The organism is Streptomyces sp. NPDC059371 (assembly GCF_042751995.1).
GTDB lineage: Bacteria > Actinomycetota > Actinomycetes > Streptomycetales > Streptomycetaceae > Streptomyces.
Map to the genome: position 1 here is coordinate 1 of NZ_JBHYXD010000067.1, position 23,202 is coordinate 23,202.

The 23,202-nt window shown below is 72.4% G+C and carries 14 protein-coding genes; 3 read left to right on the forward strand and 11 right to left on the reverse strand.

The window, feature by feature from the left end; all coding sequences use genetic code 11:
- Positions 1-122 precede the first annotated feature (122 nt).
- Entirely contained in the window at positions 123-1,496 is a 1,374-nt protein-coding gene (locus ACFXGX_RS29520) for a hypothetical protein (RefSeq protein ID WP_384796789.1), read from the reverse strand.
- Between the two features lie 214 nt (positions 1,497-1,710).
- Positions 1,711-2,505 carry a class II aldolase/adducin family protein gene (locus ACFXGX_RS29525; protein ID WP_384796792.1) on the reverse strand — a complete coding sequence of 265 codons (795 nt, stop codon included), beginning with the start codon at positions 2,503-2,505 and terminating at the stop codon, positions 1,711-1,713.
- Positions 2,506-2,659: 154 nt separating this feature from the next.
- Between ACFXGX_RS29525 and ACFXGX_RS29530 the strand changes: the two genes are divergently transcribed.
- Entirely contained in the window at positions 2,660-3,130 is a 471-nt protein-coding gene (locus tag ACFXGX_RS29530) for a pyridoxamine 5'-phosphate oxidase family protein (protein ID WP_384796795.1), read from the forward strand.
- Positions 3,131-3,161: 31 nt separating this feature from the next.
- Here the strand turns inward: ACFXGX_RS29530 and guaA are convergent, their stop codons facing one another.
- Entirely contained in the window at positions 3,162-4,742 is a 1,581-nt protein-coding gene (guaA, locus tag ACFXGX_RS29535; protein ID WP_384796798.1) for a glutamine-hydrolyzing GMP synthase, read from the reverse strand.
- A 363-nt stretch (positions 4,743-5,105) separates the two neighbouring features.
- Between guaA and ACFXGX_RS29540 the strand changes: the two genes are divergently transcribed.
- The gene (locus tag ACFXGX_RS29540) at positions 5,106-5,390 is read left to right on the forward strand and encodes a chorismate mutase (RefSeq protein WP_384796800.1); all 285 of its coding nucleotides are present in this window, start codon (positions 5,106-5,108) and stop codon (positions 5,388-5,390) included.
- Between the two features lie 341 nt (positions 5,391-5,731).
- On the opposite strand, the gene ACFXGX_RS29545 is transcribed toward ACFXGX_RS29540, so the two are convergent.
- On the reverse strand, positions 5,732-6,922 hold the full coding sequence (locus ACFXGX_RS29545) for a hypothetical protein (RefSeq protein ID WP_384796803.1): 1,191 nt from the start codon (positions 6,920-6,922) through the stop codon (positions 5,732-5,734).
- Between the two features lie 336 nt (positions 6,923-7,258).
- On the opposite strand from ACFXGX_RS29545, the gene ACFXGX_RS29550 reads away from it, so the two are divergent.
- Entirely contained in the window at positions 7,259-8,128 is an 870-nt protein-coding gene (locus ACFXGX_RS29550) for an LAETG motif-containing sortase-dependent surface protein (protein WP_384796806.1), read from the forward strand.
- 175 nt (positions 8,129-8,303) lie between these two features.
- On the opposite strand, the gene ACFXGX_RS29555 is transcribed toward ACFXGX_RS29550, so the two are convergent.
- The 7 genes from ACFXGX_RS29555 to ACFXGX_RS29585 all read right to left on the reverse strand — a co-directional run bounded on the left by ACFXGX_RS29555 (position 8,304) and on the right by ACFXGX_RS29585 (position 23,115).
- Positions 8,304-10,121: a GMC family oxidoreductase N-terminal domain-containing protein gene (locus ACFXGX_RS29555; RefSeq protein WP_384796809.1), complete on the reverse strand. Its 1,818-nt coding sequence runs from the start codon at positions 10,119-10,121 to the stop codon at positions 8,304-8,306.
- A gap of 78 nt (positions 10,122-10,199) precedes the next feature.
- Entirely contained in the window at positions 10,200-12,125 is a 1,926-nt protein-coding gene (locus ACFXGX_RS29560; RefSeq protein ID WP_384796812.1) for a succinic semialdehyde dehydrogenase, read from the reverse strand.
- A gap of 145 nt (positions 12,126-12,270) precedes the next feature.
- Positions 12,271-14,133, reverse strand: coding sequence for a serine/threonine-protein kinase (locus tag ACFXGX_RS29565; RefSeq protein WP_384796815.1), 1,863 nt, complete (start codon positions 14,131-14,133; stop codon positions 12,271-12,273).
- A 116-nt stretch (positions 14,134-14,249) separates the two neighbouring features.
- Positions 14,250-15,920 carry a protein kinase gene (locus ACFXGX_RS29570; protein WP_384796818.1) on the reverse strand — a complete coding sequence of 557 codons (1,671 nt, stop codon included), beginning with the start codon at positions 15,918-15,920 and terminating at the stop codon, positions 14,250-14,252.
- Between the two features lie 108 nt (positions 15,921-16,028).
- The gene (locus ACFXGX_RS29575; protein ID WP_384796877.1) at positions 16,029-17,666 is read right to left on the reverse strand and encodes a serine/threonine-protein kinase; all 1,638 of its coding nucleotides are present in this window, start codon (positions 17,664-17,666) and stop codon (positions 16,029-16,031) included.
- Between the two features lie 188 nt (positions 17,667-17,854).
- On the reverse strand, positions 17,855-20,785 hold the full coding sequence (locus ACFXGX_RS29580; RefSeq protein WP_384796821.1) for a protein kinase: 2,931 nt from the start codon (positions 20,783-20,785) through the stop codon (positions 17,855-17,857).
- Between the two features lie 167 nt (positions 20,786-20,952).
- Positions 20,953-23,115, reverse strand: coding sequence for a serine/threonine-protein kinase (locus ACFXGX_RS29585; RefSeq protein WP_384796880.1), 2,163 nt, complete (start codon positions 23,113-23,115; stop codon positions 20,953-20,955).
- Between the last annotated feature and the right edge of the window lie 87 nt (positions 23,116-23,202).

Below are 23,202 nucleotides of genomic sequence, written 5' to 3' on the forward strand. Positions count from 1 at the left end.
CCGGTACATCGATGCCCGTCGCCACCGACGCCCACCCCTCACCCAACGGCGACGGGCTGATGCACCGGCACGGCCCCGACCCACCCACCGGACGGGAACCGCGACGGCAGGCGCAGCGACCCTCAGTCCGTCACGTCGATCTCGTACCGGTTCGTCTCGACTCCCGCCGCCGTCACCACCTGCACCTCCACCCGCCCTGGCTCCACATCCACCGGCACAGGCACCGTCAGCACCGCGTCCGTGGGATTGCTGAACCCCCCGGACACCGGCACCAACGGCACATGCACATGCACCGCCCCGATCCGCACGACCATCCGCGACAGCCGGTCCGCGGTCTGCGCCCCGGGCGGCACGAACCCGGCACCCCGGATCTCGATGTCGTCCCCGGTGCGGATGGGCGCGTCCAGATCGCCCGCCTCACGGGACCGGACCACGGAGAGGATCACCGGCCGCCCGCCCTCGGCGTACTTCCCGGCGAGATAGGTCGCGGCCGACACCAGCACCAACAGGGCCAGCCCCCACGGAAGATCGGGCAACTGCGAGGGACGCCGAGCCAGCCGCACCGCCGCGAAGACGAGAGCGACCCCGCTGATCACGACGTACTGGATGTCGGCGAAGCCGCCCCGCCCCGAGTCGTCGGTGAGCAGGTCCGCCGCCCGCGGCCGGTCGCCGCGGATCTTCTGGAGCCGCTGCCCCAGCACCCTCAGCCCGACCACCCGCCGCACGAGCACGGCGACCCCGCAGGCCACGGCGACGACGGTCACGACCCCGGCGGCACGGGCGAGTTCGAACCCGGCGATGAGTTCGTCCCGGCGGTCGTGCGCGGAGGCCGCGACGAGCTGGCCCACCAGCACGAGCACCGCGTACACCACGAGCAGCACCCAGCCGGCGGCCACCGCCCGGGAGGTGGAGAGCCGGTTGTCCTCTCCGATGACCGGCGCGAGAGCCCCGCCCCGCGCCCGGTGCAGCCAGGCCGCCCCGGTCAGCAGCCCGGCCAGCACGACCGCGGCGAGCAGCCCCGCCGTCCGCGCCGCCGTCCAGCCGGCCCCGATCGCGGTGAGCGCCTGCACGAGCAGCAGGACGACGACGGCGGCCCAGACGGTGTACGCGGTGTACCGCCACAGCCGGACCAGCCACGCCTCGCCCTCCAGACGCCCGCGTTCGGCCACGAGGTCCGCGGACTGGGTGAGTTCGTCGGACACCCACTGCCGGGACGCGGAGGCGGAGTGCGCTACACCGGCGGGCAGCCCCTGCCCGGACGCCAGCGCGTCGCGCTTGGCGAGGAACGCGGCGACCGCCCGCCGGTGCCCCGTACGCGCCCCGTGCGGACAGTCCCCGCACGTACAGCCGCCCTCGTGCCCGCCGGGCCCCCCGCCCGGCTCACCGACCGTCCCGCCACCCGGACCGCCGGCGGAGCCACCGCTCCGCCCGGTGCCCGACCCGGACCCCGGCCCGGCACCGTGCCCCGCACCGTGTCTCGCCTCCTGCACCGCCACGCCAACTGCCGCCTTCCCGCGCCAGAACAAACTCCGTAGAGCCGGAATGTCACGAACATCCGGCTGCCGCGCCCCCACCCGACAACTCTCCTGTGACGAAAGCGAATTGTGCCGTACTCGGCACCCCGCGCACGCGTCAGGTCGGTTCGGCGCGGGTGAAGCGAGGTACCCGTTGTTGACCCGGCGACGGACGACGCGACGTTGCGAACACGCCCTAGCTGAGCAGATCGGGCTCGCTGCGGCTGATGTCCTGCCACAGGGGCTGGTAGTTGATCCACGCCACCAGGTCGCCGCCGAGCTGCTCGCGGGTGGCGACGGCCTGCTTGTGGTCGATGACGAGGGGCCGTCCTGCGGCCTTCGCGGTGAGCTGGACCTGGCTCGACCGTTCCATGGACAGGAACCACCAGGCCGCCGCGTCCACCGAGTCCCCGACGGTCAGCAGCCCGTGGTTGCGCAGCACCAGCGCCTTGCGGGTGCCCAGCGCGGACGCGATCCTGCGGCCCTCCTCGGCGTCGACGGCGACCCCGGAGTAGGTGTCGTACAGCGCGTGATCCTCGTAGAAGGCGCAGCTCTCCTGGGTGATCGGGTCGAGCAGGTCGCCGAGGGCGGCGAGGGCTCGGCCGTGCACGGAGTGGCAGTGGGCGACGGCGACGACGTCGGGGCGGGCCGCGTGGACCTGGGAGTGCACGGTGAACGCGGCCTGGTTCACGTGGTAGCGGCCCTCGATCACCTGGCCCTCCTGGTTGGCCATGACCAGGTCGCCGACGGTGACGTGCTTGAACGGCATGCCGAACGGGTTGACCCAGAAGCAGTCGCTGTACTCCGGGTCGCGCGCCGTGATGTGTCCGGAGACGCCGTCCTCGAAACCGAGCCGTCCGAACAGCCGCAGCGCGCCGGCCAGCCGCTCCTTGCGGTGCCGCCGTTCGTCGTCCAGCGATTCGTGCATCGGCGGCATGGCGAAGCGGAGCTGGTCGGTGGGGCGGGGCAGCGGCGGAGTGGACCCGTGCATATGTCCTCCAGCACTGGCGTGTTCGGTACGAGCGGAAGTTACCCGGGGTCAGCGCAGGAGAACAGGGGTGTTCCGTGAGAGAAAAATCTGGAACGCCGAGGAATACAGGCAATACCCGACAGGAGATGTCGGGTATGCGCGTCAGACTCGCAGCATGAACTGGGCAGCACTCTCCACGGCCGAACCGGCCTTCGCCGGCACCGTCGAACAGCGCTTCGGCGCCTTCACCCACCATGTCCTCGCGACCCTCCGCAAGGACGGCTCGCCCCGCACCTCCGGCATCGAGGTGCGCTTCCTCGACGGCGAGCTGTGGCTCGGCATGATGCCGGACTCCCTCAAGACGCTGGACCTGCGCCGCGACCCGCGCTTCGCGCTCCAGGCGAACCCGGGGGCCGGTACGGACATGGGCGGCGGCGATGTACGGATCAGCGGGCGGGCGGTCGAGGTGGGCGACGGTGTCCCCGCCAAGGCGGCGTACGTGAAAGAGGTGGAACCGCCGGAGCCGTTCCACCTCTTCCGCACCGAGCTGACGGAGGTCACTCGGACCTATGTCGAGGACGAGACGTATCTCGTCGTCCAGGTCTGGAAGCCCGGCGCGCCGGTGCGCACGCTCAAGCGGACCTGAGGCGGGAGGGTCGCTCCCGCCCGTGGGAGGACTACTCCCACTCGATGGTGCCCGGGGGCTTGCTCGTCACGTCGAGCACGACGCGGTTGACGTCCGCGACCTCGTTCGTGATGCGGGTCGAGATCTTCGCCAGGACGTCGTAGGGCAGCCGCGACCAGTCGGCCGTCATGGCGTCCTCGCTGGACACCGGACGCAGCACGATCGGGTGGCCGTAGGTCCGGCCGTCGCCCTGGACACCCACGCTGCGCACGTCGGCGAGCAGGACGACCGGGCACTGCCAGATCTCGCGGTCGAGACCGGCGGCGGTCAGCTCCTCGCGGGCGATGGCGTCGGCCTGGCGGAGCAGGTCGAGACGCTCCTTGTTCACCTCGCCGACGATCCGGATGCCGAGGCCGGGGCCGGGGAACGGCTGGCGCTGGACGATCTCCTCCGGCAGGCCGAGCTCCTGGCCGACCATCCGGACCTCGTCCTTGAACAACTGGCGCAGCGGCTCGACGAGCTGGAACTCCAGGTCCTCGGGGAGGCCGCCCACGTTGTGGTGGGACTTGATGTTGGCCGTGCCGGTGCCGCCGCCGGACTCGACCACGTCCGGGTAGAGCGTGCCCTGCACGAGGAACGCGACGTCCTCGCCCTCGGCGGCCTCGGCGATGATCTCCGCCTGGGCCTGCTCGAAGACGCGGATGAACTCGCGCCCGATGATCTTCCGCTTCTCCTCGGGGTCCGAGACGCCCTTGAGCGCGGTGAGGAAGCGCTCCTCCGCGTCCACGACCTTGAGCTGCACCCCGGTCGCGGCGACGAAGTCCTTCTCGACCTGCTCGGTCTCGCCCTGGCGCATCAGACCGTGGTCGACGTACACACAGGTGAGCTGGGAGCCGATGGCCTTCTGCACGAGGGCCGCGGCGACCGCCGAGTCCACTCCGCCGGACAGACCGCAGATCGCGCGCTTGGTGCCGACCTGCTCGCGGATCAGGGCGACCTGCTCGTCGATGACGTTGCCGGTGGTCCAGGTCGGGGTGATACCCGCGCCGCGGTACAGGAAGTGCTCCAGGACCTGCTGGCCGTGCGTGGAGTGCATGACCTCGGGGTGGTACTGGACGCCGTAGAGCTTCTTCTCGTCGTTCTCGAAGGCGGCGACCGGGACGACGTCCGTGGAGGCCGTGACGGTGAAGCCCTCGGGAGCGGCGGAGCAGGCGTCGCCGTGCGACATCCACACCGGCTGCTCGTCCGGGGTGCCCTCGAAGAGCGTGGAGCCGGACTTCGAGACGTGCAGCGGCGTACGGCCGTACTCGCGGGCGCCGGTGTTGTCGACCGTGCCGCCGAGGGTCGTCGCCATCAGCTGGAAGCCGTAGCACATGCCGAAGACGGGGACGCCCGCCTCGAAGAGCTCGCGGTCCAGGCGCGGGGCGCCCTCCGCGTAGACCGACGAGGGACCGCCGGAGAGGATGATCGCGGCCGGGTTCTTGGCGAGCATCTCCTGGACCGGCATGGTGCTCGGCACGATCTCGCTGTAGACCCGGGCCTCACGGACTCGACGGGCGATGAGCTGGGCGTACTGCGCACCGAAGTCGACGACCAGAACGGTGTCGGTGGCGGCGGGGGACGCTTCTGGCACGGTCTGCCTTCCGGCGGTGAGCAAAAGGGTGTGTACGGCCGATTCTACCGGGGGCCGGGGTGGGCCTGGCGCCCGCGGGGTTCCGGGGGCCGCGGGGGCCCGGCGTCCACGGGGTTCCGGACGCCGGGTCTCACCATCCGAACCGTCTTGGCCGGCGCCGCCGCGGGCGTGCATACTGCCGTCATGCTCACGCACGCGACCTTCCTGTTTACCTATGGCAACCGGCCCACCGGCTGCCATGGTCGTGCTGCTTGAGCAACTGACAAGCGACTTCCCAGGCGCCCCGGGCCGACAAGGCCCGGGGCGTCTGCCGTTTCCGGGCCGGATCGCTCCGGGGCACCCCTTCCACCGAGGAGCCCCACCATGGCCGACGTACTCGACAAGACCGGCGCCCGCACCGACGAGGCCGCCGACGTGATCACCGGTGCCCGTGAACGCATCGACGCCCTGGACGACCGGATCATCGGTCTCGTGCAGGAACGGATGGCCGTCTCGGCCGTGATCCAGGAGGCGCGGATCACGTCCGGCGGCCGCCGGGTGAACCTCTCCCGCGAGATGAAGATCCTCGGCCACTACCGGGACGCGCTCGGCAAGCCGGGCACCTCGCTGGCCATGACCCTGCTCGAACTGTGCCGCGGCCGGATCTGAGACCCGCACCCGGCGTACGCACGTACGCATTCCCTCTCACCCGTACGGCGCGTATCCGGGGTGCCGCGGACTTCGTTTCTTCTGGTGTCCGTGTCAGCCAGGGGCGGGCCCGAAGGAACCACGCGTGGCTTCACTGGAGCGATGAGACGTACGGATCGTGCCGTGCGTCGTGGGACCTCGCTCCGGGTCGTGTGACCGGACGGCAGGGGACAGCAGCCCGGTCACTCAAGAGAACGGCCGGCCCCGGGGACGCCCGGGGCCGTCCGACGGACCCTTTTCAGGCCCCCGTCATGTGCGAAGGCGCCATGTGCGGAGGCACGGACGCGGTCAGGTGCGGCACATCAGGTACGGGACACCGTGCCGCATCCGGCCGTGCGGGAGGTCCCGAGTTCACGGCTGCGGTCGTACGGGTCGGTGGTCGGGCCGGTCGGCGCCGCGCCGGCGGGTGACGCCGAGCCGAACCGCGGGTGCAGGAACCCGTCGTAGACGTCACAGGCGGAGTTGCCGATGTTCTCGTCGTAGTGACTGATCGTCAATTTCCCCGGCGTGACCTGGTACTTCCTCGGGTCCAGGAACCCGACGTCGAGGACGCGGCGCACGATGGTGCGGGTCACCTCGTCCTTGTTCCCGTCGGCCGGGGACACCGGGTAGACGAAGGTGTAGTCGGCGTGGATGGCGACGGATCCCTCCTTGCCCGCCTTGAACGTGATCCGGCCGCGCACCTTGACCACCCGCCCGACCAGGCGCACCTCGTGGGGGTCGAAGCGGCTGAACAGGGTCAGCGGATCGTGCTTCTCGTCCGGCGCGCTCAGCCGGCGGTCGACGTCGTCGATCATGCGGGGCTGCTTGGGGTCGAGGACGGCGATGGCCGCCTCGGGACGCTCGCCGCGCAGGGTCGCCGGGTCGAGATTGGCCCCGACGAGCAGGTTCCTGGTCTGCCGCAGCGCGGTGGCCACCTGCGCCTTCGTGAAGGAGCCGACCGGCTCGGCCTTCGGGACGACGACGGCGTCGGCGCCGTCGGCCCAGCGCTCCGCGGGTGACCCGGCGAACGGCCTTTGCCTGGTGGGGGTGCGCGAGGCCGCGACGGAGGGCGGCGCGGTCGGGGCGGCGGTCTCGGCCGGCAGCTCGGGGCCGGCCGACGAGGACGCCGACGAGGTGCCGAAGAAATCGCCGGGCAGCAGGGACGGCTTCATCGCGACGACGGCCACGGCGACGGCGAGCGGGACCCCGAGGATCGCCCACAGTCTGCGGCGCCGGGCGGCACGCCCGTCCGTCTCGCGCCAGGCGGGACCCGTCCGCCAGCCCTCGGGCCCCACGGCCGGACGCGACTGCTTGCGGGCGGTCCGGCGGGCGGCCCGCGCGGCCTCCCGCTCGTCCTGCAGGCGCAGCCGTTCGGTCACCATGCGCGCCCGGGCGGACGGCTCCTTGGGCGCCGAGGCGCGGATGTCGCGCTCACTGTCGCGTGCGAAGCGTTCCCACACGTCGTCAGGAACCGTCGGCTCCCCGGATTCACCGGGCTGTTGATCAGACACGAAGCTCTTTCTAAGTGTCTCGAACGGGCGTGCGCAAGCCACACATGGATGTGACCCAGCACACATAAGAATCTCGTCAGATCCAGGACAACCATTCTCAGACTTCGCCGGTCTCACCTGCAGAACCAACGGTCACATCCGCGTTCACACGCGGACGGCCACCCACAAACTCCATAATCGCGCCGCGAGTTCACGGCGCACTGGATCACCGAGGTCTTCATGAAGCTTCGCCGTGCCATGGCCACTGCGGCCGCGACGGCTGTCATAGCACCGCTCGCGTTGCTGTCGGTAGCGCCGGCCGCGTTCGCGGAAGAAAGCCCGTCCCCGAGTGCGAGCGTGTCCGAGTCCCCGAGCGAGTCGGCGTCGCCGAGCGCGAGCGAGTCGGCTCCCGAGGCGACCGGCGAGGCGTCGGCCTCCGCGTCCGCCTCGGCCTCCGCCTCCACCTCCGCGTCCGCTCCGGCCCCGAGCGGCTCCGCCTCGGCGTCGTCGCCCGCGCCAAGCGCCTCCGAGTCCGAGTCGGAGTCCCCCGAGCCCGAGCCCTCCGAGTGCTCGGACTCCAAGGTCCAGGTCTCCATCAACGGCCTGCCCGGCAAGATCGCGGCGGGCAGCGGATGGCACAAGTTCTCCCTGGACGTCCTGAACAACTCGGACTCCACCCTGAGTGACCTCGGCTTCTTCGCGGGCGCGTCGCCCGACAAGAACGGCGAGGACATGTTCAAGAGCAAGCAGGTCCAGCTCCAGGCGTACAACCCGGACGACAAGGTCTGGGAGGACGTCGACTCCGAGGGATACGCCGTCGGCTTCGTCGGTTACACCGACGAGCTCAAGCCCGACTACGAGGTCGACATCCCGCTCCGCATCAACGTGAAGTCCAGCGCCCCGGTCGGCGCCGGCTTCTCGCTGGGCGCCAGCATCTACGGCGACGCCGACGCGGAGTGCACCGGCTTCGGCGAGGTCGCGTACAAGTTCCAGATCGTCGCGGCGGGCACGGACACCGACGGCACCAAGCCCCAGGGCGGCGGCAAGGTTCCGGTCTCGGACAAGCCGGCCGACAAGAGCAACACGCCTTCGGTCGACGGAAGCCTCGCCGAGACGGGCTCCAGCTCCGCGCTGCCGATGATCGGCCTCGCCGGCGGTATCGCCGTCGTCGCCGGTGCCGGTGCGCTGGTCGTCGTCCGCCGCCGCAAGGCCGGCGCGAACGCGTAACGCCGCAAGCCGACACGACCGACGCGTGCGTCGGTCACGTACGAAGAGAAGGACCTGCGCTCGGAGGGGGGCGCAGGTCCTTCTTTTCGCTGTACGGGCTTTCGCTGGCTGGGTTTCGCTGTACGGGTTGTGCGGGGCCTCGCGGTACGGGTTCTCGCGGTCGGGGCGGCCGGGGCTACGGCTTGGGCGGCATCGCCGGCATACCCAGGAACGGCAGCCGCAGTGCGCCGAAGGCGTCCGCGGGAACGACGGGACGGTGCGGCTCCACCGCCTTGAGACGCTCGTACGAGGCTCCCGGCGCCGGACGCGGATCGGCCTCGCCCTTGTTGGGCCAGAACGACATGGCCCGCTCGGCCTGCGCGGTGATGGTGAGCGACGGGTTGACGCCGAGGTTCGCGGAGACTGCGGCACCGTCGACGACGGAGATGCCCGGGTGGCCGTAGAGCCGGTGGTAGGGGTCGATGACGCCCTCCTCGGCACCGGCGCCGATCGGGCAGCCGCCCAGGAAGTGCGCGGTGAGCGGGGTGCCCATCAGCTCGCCGACATTGCTGCCCGGGAAGCCGTTGATCTCCTCGGCCAGTACGGAGGCGGCCTGCGAAGCGGCCTTGATCTGCTTGGGGTTGGGCGCGCCGTGCCCCTGACGTGCCGTCAACAGGCCCTTGCCCGCGCCCTTCGGCTTGAGATACGTCGTCAGGGAGTTGTCGAGGGACTGCATCACCAGCCCGATGATGGTGCGTTCGGACCAGCGGCGGTTGGAGAGCGAGCGGAGCACGAGCAGGGGATGCCGGGCCGCGTTGACGAACCAGCCGGCCACCCTCGACGAGCCTTCGGCGTAGGGGACTTGGAGGATGGACATGCCGCCCATCGCGTTGGAGCCCTTGCCGTAGCGGACGGGTTCGATGTGGGTGTCCGCGTCCGGGTGGATCGAGGACGTGATGGCTACGCCCCGGGTGAAGTCGGCCTTCGCCCCGTGCGCCTTGCGGTAGCGGCGGTCGTCGGTCTGCGCGCCCACCAGCGCCTCGGAGTTGGTGCGGGTCAGCTCGCCGAGCCTCTTCGACAGATGAGGGAGCTGACCGCCGGCCTTCATGCGGTGCAGCAGCGTCTGGGTGCCGTAGGTGCCGGCCGCGAGAACGACCCGGCGCGCCGTGAACGTCCGCCCCTGACCCTTGCGCCGGTTGTCGGTCGGGAGGGTCCGGACGGCGTAGCCGCCGCGTGAGTCGTCGGTGACGGACACGACCGTCGTCATGGGATGGACGACGGCGCCCGCCTTCTCGGCGAGGTGCAGATAGTTCTCGTTGAGGGTGTTCTTGGCGCCGTGACGGCAGCCGGTCATGCATTCGCCGCACTCGGTGCAGGCCTTGCGCGCGGGCCCGGCACCGCCGAAGTACGGGTCGGAGACCTCTTCACCGGGCTTCGCCCCGGCCGAGCCGTCCGCGTCCTGTCCGTCGCCGAAGAAGACACCGACCGGCGCCATGTGGAAGGTGTCGCCGACCCCCATGCGCTCCGCGGCGGCCTTGAGGTGGACGTCCGACGGGGTCGTGGTCGGGTTGAGCCGCACGCCCAGCATCCGCTTGGCCTGGTCGTAGTACGGCGTCAGCTCCTCCTCCCAGTCGGTGATGTCCTTCCACTGCGGGTCCTCGAAGAAGGGCTTCGGCGGTACGTAGAGGGTGTTGGCGTAGTTGAGCGAACCGCCGCCCACGCCCGCGCCGGCGAGCACCATGACATTGCCCAGCAGATGGATGCGCTGGATGCCGTACATGCCGAGCCGCGGGGCCCAGAGGTAGTTCTTGATGTCCCAGGAGTTCTTGGGGAGCGTGTCGCGGGTGAAGCGCCGGCCGGCTTCGAGGACACCGACGCGGTACCCCTTCTCCGTCAGCCGCAGGGCGGTGACGGAGCCGCCGAAGCCGGATCCCACGACGACGACGTCGTAGTCGTACGTCTCGTCGTCCGGCTGTTCGTCCGGCTGTTCCTGGACAGAGCTCTCCTGTGACACGTGCCGCTCTCCTCGTTGAGACCGTCGAGACCGTTCAGAACCGCTGATGACCGTTGGGGATCCGTTCGAGAACGGGGGCTACCGCAGCCGGAGCGCCTTCATGACCTTCAGGCTCCGGCTCATGAACGCCGCGTACTTCTCGTCGTCCATGCCGAGGGACGGCGCCATCGGCAGCAGCCGCTGGTGGGCGACGGTCTGCGCCTCGGTGTACTTGAGGATGCCCTCGGAGCCGTGCCGGCGGCCGAGGCCGGAGTCCTTCATGCCGCCCATCGGCGACTGGACACTGCCGTACGCGGGCGCGTACCCCTCGTTGACGTTCACCGTTCCGGTGCGCAGCCGGGCCGCGAGCGCGCGACCGCGCCGGCCGTCCTTCGTCCAGACGGAGGAGTTGAGGCCGTACGAGGTGGAGTTGGCGCGCTCGACGACCTCGTCCTCGGTCTTGAAACGGTAGAGGGAGACGACCGGGCCGAACGTCTCCTCGGCGCAGACGGCCATCGGGGCCTCCACTCCGTCGAGGATGGTGGGCTCGTAGAAGTACGGGCCCACGTCGGGCCGGGCGACACCGCCGGCGACGACCCTGGCCCCCTTGGCGACGGCTTCCTCGACGTGTCGCGTCACGGTTTCGAGCTGGCGCTCGCCGACCAGCGAGCCCATGTCCGCCCCGTACGCGAGGGACGTGCCGAGCCGCATGGCCCGGGTCCGGGCGGCGAACCGCTCCGTGAACGCGTCGGCTATGGACTCGTGGACGTACAACCGCTCGATGGAGATGCAGAGTTGGCCGGCGGAGGAGAAGCAGGCCCGGACGGCGCCGGCGGCGGCCTTGTCGAGGTCGGCGTCCTCCAGGACCACCATGGCGTTCTTGCCGCCGAGTTCGAGGGAGACGCCGACGAGACGGGCGGCCGCGCCCTGGGCGACCTCACGGCCGGTGCGGGTCGACCCCGTGAAGGAGACGTAGTCGGCGTGCCGGACGACCTCGGGTCCGACGACCGGTCCGTCGCCGATGACGACCTGGAAGATCTCGGCGGGCAGCCCGGCCTCGACGAGCAGGTCACGCGCCCACAGGGCGGTGAGGCAGGTCTCGGTGTCGGGCTTCATGACGACCGCGTTGCCCGCGACGAACGCCGGCAGCGCGTCGCCGACCGACAGCTCCAGCGGGTAGTTCCAGGGCGCGATCTGCCCGACGACACCGCGCGGGTGACGCAGCTCGGTGACCTTGGTGAGGGTCGGCATCGCGCCCGCGTGGCGCTTGGGGCGCAGGTAGGAGGGCGCCTTGAGCCCGTAGTGCCGCGCGGCGATCAGGACGGCCTGGACCTCTTCGTGGGCGTGCAGCCGGGCCTTGCCGGTCTCCAGCTGGATGAGGTCCAGGACCTCGGCCTGCCGCGCGAGCACGAGGTCGTGGAAGCGGAGCAGGACGGCGGCGCGGCGCCGGACCGGAGTGCCCTCCCAGGCGCCCTGGGCGGCACGGGCCCGCTCGAAGGCCTTCTCGACGTCCGCGGGGGTGGACTCGGGCACGTCGGCGAGCTTCTCACCCGTGAACGGCGTGTGGTTGGCGGTCCGCCCGGACCCGGTCACTCCCTTGACGAGCTGCGCGACGAGCTCGGGGGTGACCACATCGGCGGCGGTACGGGCGCCGGCCGGGGCGGGGGCGAGGGGGTTGGTGCCGAGGGCGACGGGGGCCACGGTCGCGTCGGCAGCGGCGGCCTCGTCCGCGACAGCGGCCTCGTCCGTAGCGGCGGCCTCGTCCGTAGCGGCGGCCTCGTCCGTAGCGGCGGTCTCGTCCGCGACGGCGGGCGTCTCGTCGGCGCCCGCCGCGTGGGCCGGGGCGCCGGTCGCGTCGGCCGAAGCGGCGGTCGCGAGGTCAGTGTCGGCCGACGCGGTGGTCGCGGCGGCGGACGTCAGGTCCGCGCCGGTCGCGGCGGCCGCGCCGGCCACTGTCTCGGTACCGGCCGTCTCATCGGCGCCGGTGCTTTCCGTGGCCTGCTCCGCGGCCTGCGAGTCCGTCATGAGCCGCAGGGTATGCCCACTCGCTCCCTTTGGGTACCCGTCGGTAATGGCCTTTCACGGAGTGCTCACACACTGCCAGTGATCACTGGCAGCGAATGCGCTGATCAGGGCGTTGTCGGTCCGACGATCACCCGTCGATCGGTTCTCACGGTTTGTCGACGTCCAGGTTCGCGATCGCCGCGTCGGCGACCTCACGGCCCCGCGCGGTGAAGTCGCCGTCGCCCGGATAGCTGATCGTGAGCTTGTACATGTCCCCGGACTTCGACTTGAAGTAGAAGAGCCGCACCTCGCGGGGACGGGGATGCTGACTGTCGTCGGTCTTGTAGGTCACCGTGTTCTCGGCGGACTCCCGGCCCCGGTACGTCGCCCTCGCGTCCGGCTTCGTCCGCGGCCCCGCCGGCATGTTCAGCTCGTAGGCGCCGCTCGCCTTGAACGTACCGTCGTCCGCGTACATCTCGGCCCTGGCGGAGTCCTTGATCACCTTGCTCGCGTCCTCGGACTTCAGGGCGAGTCCCAGCCCGATCCAGATGCTCCCGCTCCAGTCGGTGTACGTGACCCAGTGCCCCTTGTCCGACGCCCGGTCCGGTGTCCCCTCCTGGTACTCGGCGGGCACCGCCAGCGTCGCGGCGACATCGGCCACGTGCCGCTTCTTCCAGCCGTCCGGCAGCGGACCGGCGAACGGGTCCGCGATCACCACGTACGCCGTCACCGCGGCCGCCACGACCGCCGTGGCGACCGCCGCCGCGAGGCCGATCAGGGTCTTGCGGCGGATACGGATGCCCCCGCCGGACGCCGGGGTGCCCTCCCGGTCGGCGACGCCCTCCATCCGCGTGACCTGCGTCGACGCGAGGACGGGCGGCCGTACGGCCTCCTCCAGGAGACGCCGGACCTCGGCCGCCGCGGGACGGTGGGACGGTTCCTTGGCGAGCAGGCCGTTGATGGCCTCCGTGAGCGGGGCACCCGCCGAGGCGGGCGCGGCCGGTGTCGCGTTGAGGACCGACTGGAGCGTGGCGGGCGTGTTGCTGCGCCGGAACGGCGAGACGCCCTCGGTGGCCGCGTAGAGCACCACGCCGAGCGACCAGAGGTCGGAGGCGGGACCCGGGCGCACGCCCAGCACCCGCTCCGGGGCGATGTACTCGGGTGAGCCGACGAAGCCGCCGGTGTCCGTCAGGTTCGTCTCGCCCTCGATGCTGGCGATGCCGAAGTCGGTGAGCACGACACGGTCGTGCGGGCCGAGGAGCACGTTGTCGGGCTTGACGTCACGATGCAGGACGCCCGCCGCGTGCGCCGCCTCCAGGGCGCCGAGGACCTCCAGGCCGATGCGCGCGGTCTCGCGGCTGCCGAGGGTGCCCTCCCTGAGGGCGTCGCCGAGCGAGCGCCCCCGCACCAGCTCCATGACGATCCAGGGCTGTCCATCCACGACGGCGACGTCGTGGACGTTCACCACGGCGGGATGGTCGAGCCGGGCCGCCGCGCGGGCCTCGCGCCGCATCCGCTCGTACGCGGTGGCCCGTTCGCGCTCGGGAAGATGATCCGGGACACGCGGTTCCTTGACGGCGACCTCGCGCTCCACGGTCTCGTCCCTGGCCCGCCACACCGTGCCCATGCCGCCGTGCCCCAGCTTGGCGAGCAGGCGATAGCGCCCGGCGATGAGCCGGCCCGTCCCCGGCTCATCCGGGGACCCCGGCGCGGGAGTCCCCGGCGGGCCCGCGACGGTCCGGGCGGGCGTGGCATACGGATTGCCCGGGTACGGCACGGCGACCGGGCCCGCCGCCCGCCGCTCCGGCACCGGGGGGCCCGGCCGCGGGTCCGGCACGGCACTCCTGGGGTCCGGGACCAGGGCCGCCGGCGGCCCGGCCTGCACCGTGGCACCCAGGTGTGGGTCCGGGGCCGGCGGGTCCGGGGCCATGGCGCCCGGCTGTCCGCCTCGCACCGCCCGTCCAGGTGGTTGCAGACCGAAACTCGTCGGCTCGTCGCCCCCGTGAGGGACTCCCCCGTCGTCGCTCATGCCCCCATCTGTATCGCGGCGGACGCCCGGCCAACCAGCCTCTTCGCCCACCGGTCACAGACCCGTGACGCACCTCGTCCCTTATCTCCCCTTTACGGGGTTACGGGGTTACGGGGTTACGAGGCCGCGAACGTGTCCACGGCCACGTCGAAGTACTCCTTCGCCTCCGTCACCCGGCCCACGGGCGCGGAGACCCAGACGTCGTACATCCGGCCGCCCTCCTCCCAGCACAGGTCGTAGGTGTGCCGCGGGCCCTCCGCCGTGGTGAAGCCGTTCCAGGTGAACTCCCAGAGGGCGGCGGTGTTTCCGTCGTGCACGGTCCGCGTGACCCTGCCGTCGCGGTATCCGGGGTTGCTGGAGGGCCCGTCGGCGTCCGCCCTGCGCATCACGCCGAGCGGACCACCCGTCGCGGGATCGGCCACCTTGATGCCGATGCGGAAGACGTCCCCCGACGACATGTAGAAGATCCGCTCGCCCTGCGGTTCGCGCGTGAACCCGTCGGGCACGGCGAGCGAGAAGCCGTTCGGATCCGGGGCGACGCGGTAGCCCGAGGGCGCGGTGCGGGCGGTGGCGGAGGGCGTCCGGTGGCTGGTCACCGTGACGGTGGGGCCGGCGCCCGTGGGGCCGGCGCCGGTGGGCGGGGTCGACGGCGTGCCGGACACCGAGGGCTCGCCGGAGGAGGTGCCCTGTGTCCGGGGCGTGCCCGGCGCGCTCGACGAGGCCGGTTTCCCGTCCCCGCCGCCGCCCATCAGCAGCGCGGCCGCCGACACCCCCGCACCGGCCATCGCGGCGACCAGCGCGGCGGCGACGAGGAGACTGCGCGTGGACTGCCGGGGCGGCGGGTCGGACACGGTGCCGCCGGAGGCCGGCGACGGCTCGGGCGCGGGTCTGCGCAGCGATACGTGGGGCACGTCGCGCCGCGTCGGCGTGTACGGGACCAGCAGCCGCGGCGTACGGCCGGTGTCCCGGTAGGCGCGCAGCATCCGCTCCGCCTCCGCCGCATCGAGCCGCCGCTCCGGATCGCGCTCCAGCAGCCCTCGTACGACGGGCAGCAGCGGCGCGGCCTGCGCGGGGGGACGGATCTCGTCGACGACGACGGCGTGCAGGATGCCGCCGAGCGAGTCGCGGCGAAAGGGCGAGGCGCCGCTCAGCACGGCGCACAGCAGCACACCGAGCGACCACAGGTCGGACTCGGGGCCGGTCCGTGCCCCGGCCATCCGTTCGGGCGCGGTGTATTCGGGCGAGCCGACGAACGCGCCGGTCTCGGTGAGCGTCGTCGCGCCCGCGACCTGGGCGATCCCGAAGTCGGTGAGGACGACGCGGTCGGTGCCCGCCTCGACGAGGACGTTGGCGGGATTGAGGTCGCGGTGCAGGACGCCCGCGTCGTGCGCGCGGCGCAGCGCGCCGAGCAGGTCGATACCGATGCGGGCGGCCTCGCGCGCGTCGACCGGCCCGTTCGCGGAGATCCGTTCGGCGAGCGAGCCGCCGTCGATCAGCTCCATGACGATGTACGGGCGTTCGTCGTCCTCGACGACGTCGTGGACGACGATGATGTGCGGGTGGTGGAGCTGGGCGACGGCCCGCGCCTCGCGCAGGGTGCGGTCGCGCTGGAGCCGGGACTCCTCCGCCGAGAGCGAGTCGTCGAGGGCCAGTTCCTTCACGGCGACCCGGCGGCCGAGCAGTTGGTCGGTGGCACGCCAGACGACGCCCATGCCGCCCCGGCCGATTCTCGCCTCCAGCCGGTAACGCCCCGCGATCACACGGACGTTCTCCCCCTCGGTCCCCATGGGTCTCATCATGCCCCACCGGACGGACACCCTCCGTGGCACCGACCGGCCAAGTATGCCGCCGCTCCAGGACAGCCGGTGGCTCACGCCTGGGGACCCGGGCTCGGGTCAGCCTTCCTGGAAGCTCTGCAGAATCCGTTCGAACTGCTTTTTGGTGGCGGTCCATTCGCCGGCGGGCGAGGACTCGTAGACGGCGTACTCGGTGCCGTCGCTCTTCATGTACCCGACGTCGATCGCACGGTAGGGCCCCGGGAAGTAGTGCGGCGCGTCCTTGGCCAGGGCGTCCCACGTGTACTCCCAGCGTGCACCCGGCTGGTCCCGGAAGAGCTCCTCCTTGAGGACCAGTTGGCTGTAGTCCCGCAGATGCGATGAGAGGTTCTCGTCCAGGTTGATCATGTGCTCGTACGAGGAGCTGAAGTCCGGCGCGGTGTCGACGGCGACCCGCACGAGGTGCTTGCCCTTGTCGGGTGTGAAGTCGACCTGCTGGAGGCCGTCCTGGTCGATGGAGACGGACCGCGTCCACCCCTTGGGCAGGGAGATGCTGAAGCCCAACGGGTCGTCGCGGCGCTCCCAACCGGCGGGAACCGACCCCTGACCGCCCTTGTCGCTCGGCTTGGAGTTCGGCTTGTCGCTCGGCTTTCCGTCGGCGCTCCCGGTCGACGACCCAGTGGCGGAGCCGTCGGGGCTGCCGCCCGTGCCGAAGTGCTGCAGCCCGACCGCGACACCCCCGCCGACGATCGTCGCCAGGGCGACGACCAGGGCGAACGTACGCAGGCGGTGCCGCTTCTGCGGTGCGGGCACGGGCTGGATCGTCACCGGCCGGTACGGCGTCGTGGCGGCCGTGTGCGCGCGGGTACCGGTACCGGTCCGCGGCTCCGGGGTGTCGTACCCCGCCTGCCCCGTAGGCGCGTACGACTGCGCCGCGTCCGGCAGTCGTCCCTCCGCCACGTCGACGAGCATCCGCTCGATCTGCTCGGAGGCGGGCCGTTCGGCCGGATCCTTGCGCAGCAGCGCGGCCAGGACCGGCCCCAGCGCCCCCGCGTTGGCCGGTTCGGCGGGTTCCTCCTCGACGACGGCCTGCATGGTGCCGATGGGCGAGGTGCGGCGGAACGGCGACCTGCCCTCGACCGCCGTGTACAGCGTGGCGCCGAGCGCCCACAGGTCGGATGCCGGGCCCGGGTCGTGGCCGCGCACCCGCTCCGGGGCGAGGTAGTCGACCGAGCCGACGACCTCTCCGGTGCGGGTGATGGTGGTGTCGCCCTCGATCTGGGCGATGCCGAAGTCGGTGAGCAGCACCCGGCTGTCGCGGCCGAGCAGGACGTTGCCGGGCTTGATGTCGCGGTGCAGCACGCCCGCCGTGTGCGCGGCGCGCAGGGCCCGCAGTACCCACAGGCCGATGCGCGCGGCCTCGCGCGGCTCGATGCGGCCTCGCTCCTTCACCGCGTCGGCCAGCGACTCGCCCTCGACCAGCTCCATCACGATCCAGGGGCGGCCGTCGTGATCGAGGACGTCGTGCACGGTGACGACGGCGGAGTGGTTGATGCGCGCGGCGGCGCGGGCCTCGGCACGGGTGCGGGCCAGCAGGACGCTCTGCTCACTGTCGGAGACGTAGAGCGCGGCGGTCAGCTCCTTGACCGCGACGGCGCGGTGCAGCACCTCGTCGTGGGCGCGCCAAACGCGGCCCATGCCACCGCTGCCGATGGATTCGACAAGCCGGTAGCGGCCCGCGAGGAGCAGGCCCTGCATCTGATTCACGTTTCCCCGCAATGGTCTTGACAGGGTCAGACTAAAGAGCGGTACCCACCCTGGGAACAAGCGGGGTCGTACGGAGACCGCACTGTGACGGTTGTCCCATCCCTGTACGGAAGGGAACCGTTTGGTGTTCAACGGCTCCCGCCTGGCCAAACACGGCGTGCGGCGGGCAAAAGGGTTGCTCAGCGGATGACTTGGTACGTCGACGACGCCTGCTCGTACAGCCGCGAGACCTCGTCGCGCTCGGCGTCCGGGCCGCGCACCTGCACCACGTGGTAGTGCCTGGCGATCAGGATCGCGAGGTTGCGCACGTAGAGCGAATGCCCCGCGGAGTCCTGCCAGGTGAACTGGCCCTCGGCCATCGCCTTGCCGCCCACGTCGATCCGCCGCATCCCGCTGGAGGTCGCCCAGGTCGAGTCCCGGAAGGGCTGCAACTCCTTCTCGCTCTCGCGCTGGTACGTCATCGGGTCGCTGCCGTACGTGGCGGTGCCGTCCCGGCCGGGCACGACGATGAGCTCGAAGTCCCCCTGGGAGTAGACGATCTGGCCCCGGCCGTTCTTCGGCGAACGCGTCCAGCCGCTCGCCACGGCGACCTGGAATCCGTCGGGGTCCTTGCGGAGGGTGAACCCGTCGGCGACGCCGGGATCGGCGGTCGTGTGCGAGGACGTCGAACTGGACTTCCCCGAGGGGCTCTTGGCGGGGTCCGGTGAGGTCTGGTCGGAGCCGGGCGCGTTGCTCGCGGTCGGGTCGCCACCGGGCTGTGTTGCGGGGTCCGCCTGTCCGGCGGCGCCGGTCCGCCCGTCATCGGTGCCGCTCCGGTCCGTCTTGGGCATGAAGACGACCGCGTACGTGACCGCGGCGGCCAGCAGGAGCAGGATCAGCAGGAGGAGGTTCCGGCCCAGCCGGCGCGGACCCGCCGCGTTCTCCCGCCTGGCCCGCTTGTGGCGGGCGTGCGCGCTGGTCGCGGGCAGTCCGGCGCGACGCCTGCGGACGAGTTCGCCCCGGCGCCGTACGATCGGCAGCCGGCTCGGGTCGACGGGCGGTACGGGCACGACGTGCGCCCCGGCCTCGGGCTCCGGCGCGGAGCGCACCAAGGACCGCAGCCAGCCGCGCAGTTCCTCGAAGTCGAGCCGTTCGGTGGGGTCCTGGCGCAGCAGCGACTCGACGACGGGCCGCAGCGGTCCGCACTCCTCGGCGAAGGCGGGCGGTTCCGCGCACACCAACTGGACCAGTTCGGCGGTGTTCTCCTCCGGGTAGGGAGCGTGTCCCTGGACGGCGCGGAAGAGCAGCGCGCCGAGTGCCCACAGGTCGGTCGCCGGTCCGATCGGAGCCGCCAACTGCCAGTTCTCGTGCACCGGTCCGGCCTGCTCCGGCGCCCAGCGTTCGGTGACCGGCCCGACGAGGGCCATCCGCGCCTGCCGGGCCCGCTCGGCCGCGAGCGCGGTGGCGGGCCCCCGGCGCGGCGGAGCTCCCGCGACCAGGTCGCCCCAGCCACCGCCGGGGCGGCCGGAGGGGTGCGGGGCGGGGGCGAGTCCCTGGGGGGTGCCGGGCGCGCGGGTGTGGCCGGGGGCCGGGAAGACGCCGGGCGTGCGGGCGTGTCCGGTGCCGGTGAATCCGCCGGGTGGTACGGGTACTTGGGTGCCGCCGGGTGCCTGGAATCCGCCGGCGGGCCGGCCGTCGTCCGGGGTCCGCTCGCCGCCGAGGGGCCGTCCGGGGGCCGGGACGCCGGGACGGCCGCCCTGTCCTGTGCCGTAGGGGGCCTGGCCCGGCGCGAGCGCGGAACGGCCGTACGCCGTGTCGCCGCCCGCCGGCCCCCCGCCGGAGGCTCCGGCAGGGCGCGGCTGGACTCCGTACCTGCCGGTGCCGCCGACTCCGTACGGGTCGGCTATCTGGCCCGGGGGCACGCTGTGCGACTGCGCGCCGCCGCCCTGGCCGGGCAGGTGCTGCGGGGTGTGGGCCTGGGACCCCGGCGTGTGCGGAGAGGCGCCGTACCGGCTGTCCTGGCCGGTCCGCTCGTCGGGGGCGGAGGGCCGGGGTGCCGGAAGGGCGAGCGGGTCGCCCCGGCGTTCTCCCTGTACGCGGGCGGCGGCACGCGCTCCGGCGCGGTACGCGGCGATGGCCCCGGCGCGCGCGGCACGGACGTCGTCCTCGGCGGCCTCGGCCTGCCCGCCCGTCTCCGGTCCGCCGTCCGGACCGGCGCCTCCCGCCGGACGGCCCGGACCCGCCGGACCGGCGGCTTCGAGGGCACGCGGTCCCCGGCCGGCCACGGGCGCGCCGGGGACCGGTGTCCCCGGAACCGGCGTTCCCTGCTCCGCGCGGGCCTCGATCGCTGCCCGCCGGGCCGCTTCGGCGTCGGCGCCGCTCGTGGCCGCGACGGCGACGCCGCGCGGGGCGCCGCCGAATCCGGCACCGGCGACGGGCCCCCGCCCGCCCGCGGCGCCCTGCCCGGCGCGGGGGCCGGATCCGTGAGCGGCGTGACCGGTCGTGAGGTCGTCGTCGGGCGCGGGTACCGGGTCGTACCCGCACAGCGCCTCTTCGGCGGCCCCGGCCGCCAGCCCGGTGAGCAGGACGCGGCCGTCGTCGCAGACGAGCACCGTGCGCACGGTGATGTTGCGGTGCACCCAGCCGTGCGCGTGCAGGACCCGCAGCGCGGTCAGGACGTCGGCGGCGACCTCCGCGGCGCGGTACGGGCTGAGCGGCTTCTCGGCGAGCAGCGCGGCCAGCGGCCTCGCGGGTACCAGCTCGCTGACGATCCACAGCGAGCCGCCCTCGGCGAACACGTCGAAGACCTGGTCGAGCCGGGGGTGGTCGGGAATCCGCGCGGCCGCCTGCGCCGCCTCGATCGCGCGGAGCACCGCCGGTTCGGTGGGCCGCCGCGTGGTGCGGGCCGACGCCCGCCGCACGCCGCCGTCCCGGGCCACGAACCCGTCGGGCAGCCCGTCCGCGTCGAGCACCTCGGCCTCGACGACCTCGGGCAACGGCACCTGCCGTACCAGGACTTCCTGCCCGCTGTAGGTGTCGAAGGCCCGGCTCTCGGCGAGTTCGTACTCGTCGGACGGCGGCAGGGGCAGGCGGTAGCGGTCGGCGAGTACCCGTCCCGCGTAGTCGTCCACGATGCTCCCCCAGCCGACCGGTTGGTCAATTCCGTTCGCCGTGCGTCCCGTTGTGGCTTCGTTCGGTCCGCAACCACTCACGATACGTGCCCGAGGCAACCCGCAGAGCGGTGATGCGAGATCTCGGGCATCGTTCGTCGCGGAACGTCACCTCGGCGAGCGGTACGTCATGACTTCGGCTGGAAGGTCCCGGACAGCGTGGCCCACGTGCTCTTGCGCAGCGCGCTCCCCCACGCGGCGTCCTTGGCCGTGTACATCAGCGCGTAGCCCTGATGCGCGTTCACCACGAAACCGCGGTCGATCGTGTGGAACTTGGTGCCGCCGTCCACGTAGGTGAACTCCCAGTCGGCCGTGTTCCAGCCTCGGTAGCTCACGCTCTCTATGTGGATCTTCTTGTACTGGGAGCGCGCCATATAGCGCTCCTGGCTGTTCCAGTCCGCGACCGGGTCGTCCTTGGGAGTCGACGTCCAGCCGACGAGGAGCTTCTGCCCGTCGGGACCGGTGAACCGGGCTCCCGTGCCGTCCTGGGACTCGTACTTCCATCCCTTCGGCAGCCCGATCGAGAAGCCCTGCCCGCTCCTGTACGTCGTCACGGCGGTGGAACCCGAGCCCGATTCCTTGCCGTCGCCGCCCGAGCCGGCCGAGTCGCCGGTGCTCGTGTCCGACGAGGTGCCGGCGTCGTCGTCCGAGCCGGAGCCCGACTTGTCGCTGTCCGTGCGGGCGGCGTCGCTCTTGCCCTTGTCGCCGCTCTTGCCCTTGCCGTCGCTCTTGCCGTCGTCGCCGCTCTTCCCGCTGCCGGCGGACGTTCCGGTGGAGGCGGTCGCCTTGGCTCCGCTGCCACCGCCCTTGGCGCCGTTGTCGTCGCCTCCGCCGATCGTGATGGCCAGCACGGTGCCGACCACGGCCAGCGCCACGACGATCGCGAGGATCACCAGCGTCCGCAGCGGCACGACATCGGTCAGCGAGGCCTTGGGCGCCGGACGCGCCGGGCGCTCGGGTGCCACCGGCCACCCGGACCCCGAGCCGCCACGCCTGCCGCCCGCGCCTCCGACGCCGGTCGCGGTGACGGAACCGGAGTTCCCGGCCTTGCCGTCGGAACCGCTCGGCTGACCCGGCACGGACGCGTTCACGGCGGTGGCCGCCACGGAGACGCCACCGGCCTGGCCGGCATCCGCTCCGGACCCCGAACCCGTCTGAGGGGAGGCCGTCTTGGCGGCCCCGGCCGTCTGCGCGGAATCCGGGCTGCCGGCCGCCTTGGCGCGGGCCGTCGCCGCCGAGGTGGCCGCCGCCGTTGCGGCCCCGGCCGCGGTCGCGGCCTTGCGCACCGAACGCAGGGCCCCGCGCAGCCGCTCCGCGGGCTCCTCGCCCTTCTTGGCGCCGGACGAGCCGCCCCGCCGGGCCGGTTCCTCCGGCAGCGGCGGCATGGCTACGACCTTCGTCGCGTCCGCCGGCTCCGGCACGCTCCGCTCGGGCTCGGGCGCGCGCAGCACCTCGTTGAGCATGGCCCGGGCGCCCGCGTCGTCGAGCCGCTGCTCGGGATCCTTGGCGAGCAGGCCGTAGATCACCTTCTCCAGCGGGCCGGCGTTCTTGGGCTGTTCGACCGGCTCGGTCATGACCGCGGTGAGCGTCGCGATCGCGGAGCCCTTGTCGTACGGCGGCACACCCTCGACCGACGCGTACAGCAGACCGCCCAGCGACCACAGGTCGGCCGCGGGGCCCGGCTTGTGGCCCCGCGCCCGCTCCGGCGAGATGTAGGAGGGCGCGCCGACGAGCATGCCGGTCGAGGTGATGGACGGGTCGCCCTCCACCTGGGCGATGCCGAAGTCGGTGAGCACGACCCGGCCGTCGTCGCCGGAGATCAGCACGTTCGACGGCTTCACGTCGCGGTGCAGGATGCCCTCACGGTGCGCCGCCTGCAGCACGTCGAGGATCGCGAGCCCCACCTCGGCGGCGCGCCTCGGCGTGAGCAGCCCGTCCTCACGGATGGCCTCGGCGAGGGACTTGCCCTCGATGAGCTCCATCACGATCCAGGGCCGGTTGTCCTCGTCGACCACGTCGTAGACCGTCACCGCGCCGTTGTTGCGGATCCGCGCGATGGCCTTGGCCTCCCGCAGCGTGCGCGTGATCAGCCGGCGCTTCTCGTCCTCGTCGATGGCCGAAGGGAACCGCAGTTCCTTCACGGCGACCGTACGGCCCAGGGTCTCGTCCTCGGCGCGCCACACGGTGCCCATGCCGCCGCGGCCGAGAACATCCCCCAGCCGGTACCGCCCGGCGAGGAGACGTTCGCTCTTGTCCTGACGGGATGCTCCCGCCCGCTCCGCCTCCGACATGCGTCCCCTCATGCAACCCGCCCTGACAGAGCCTCCATTGTCCCCCACCCGACAAGTGCCCAGTGCCCTGGGGGCCCCTGGAACCGC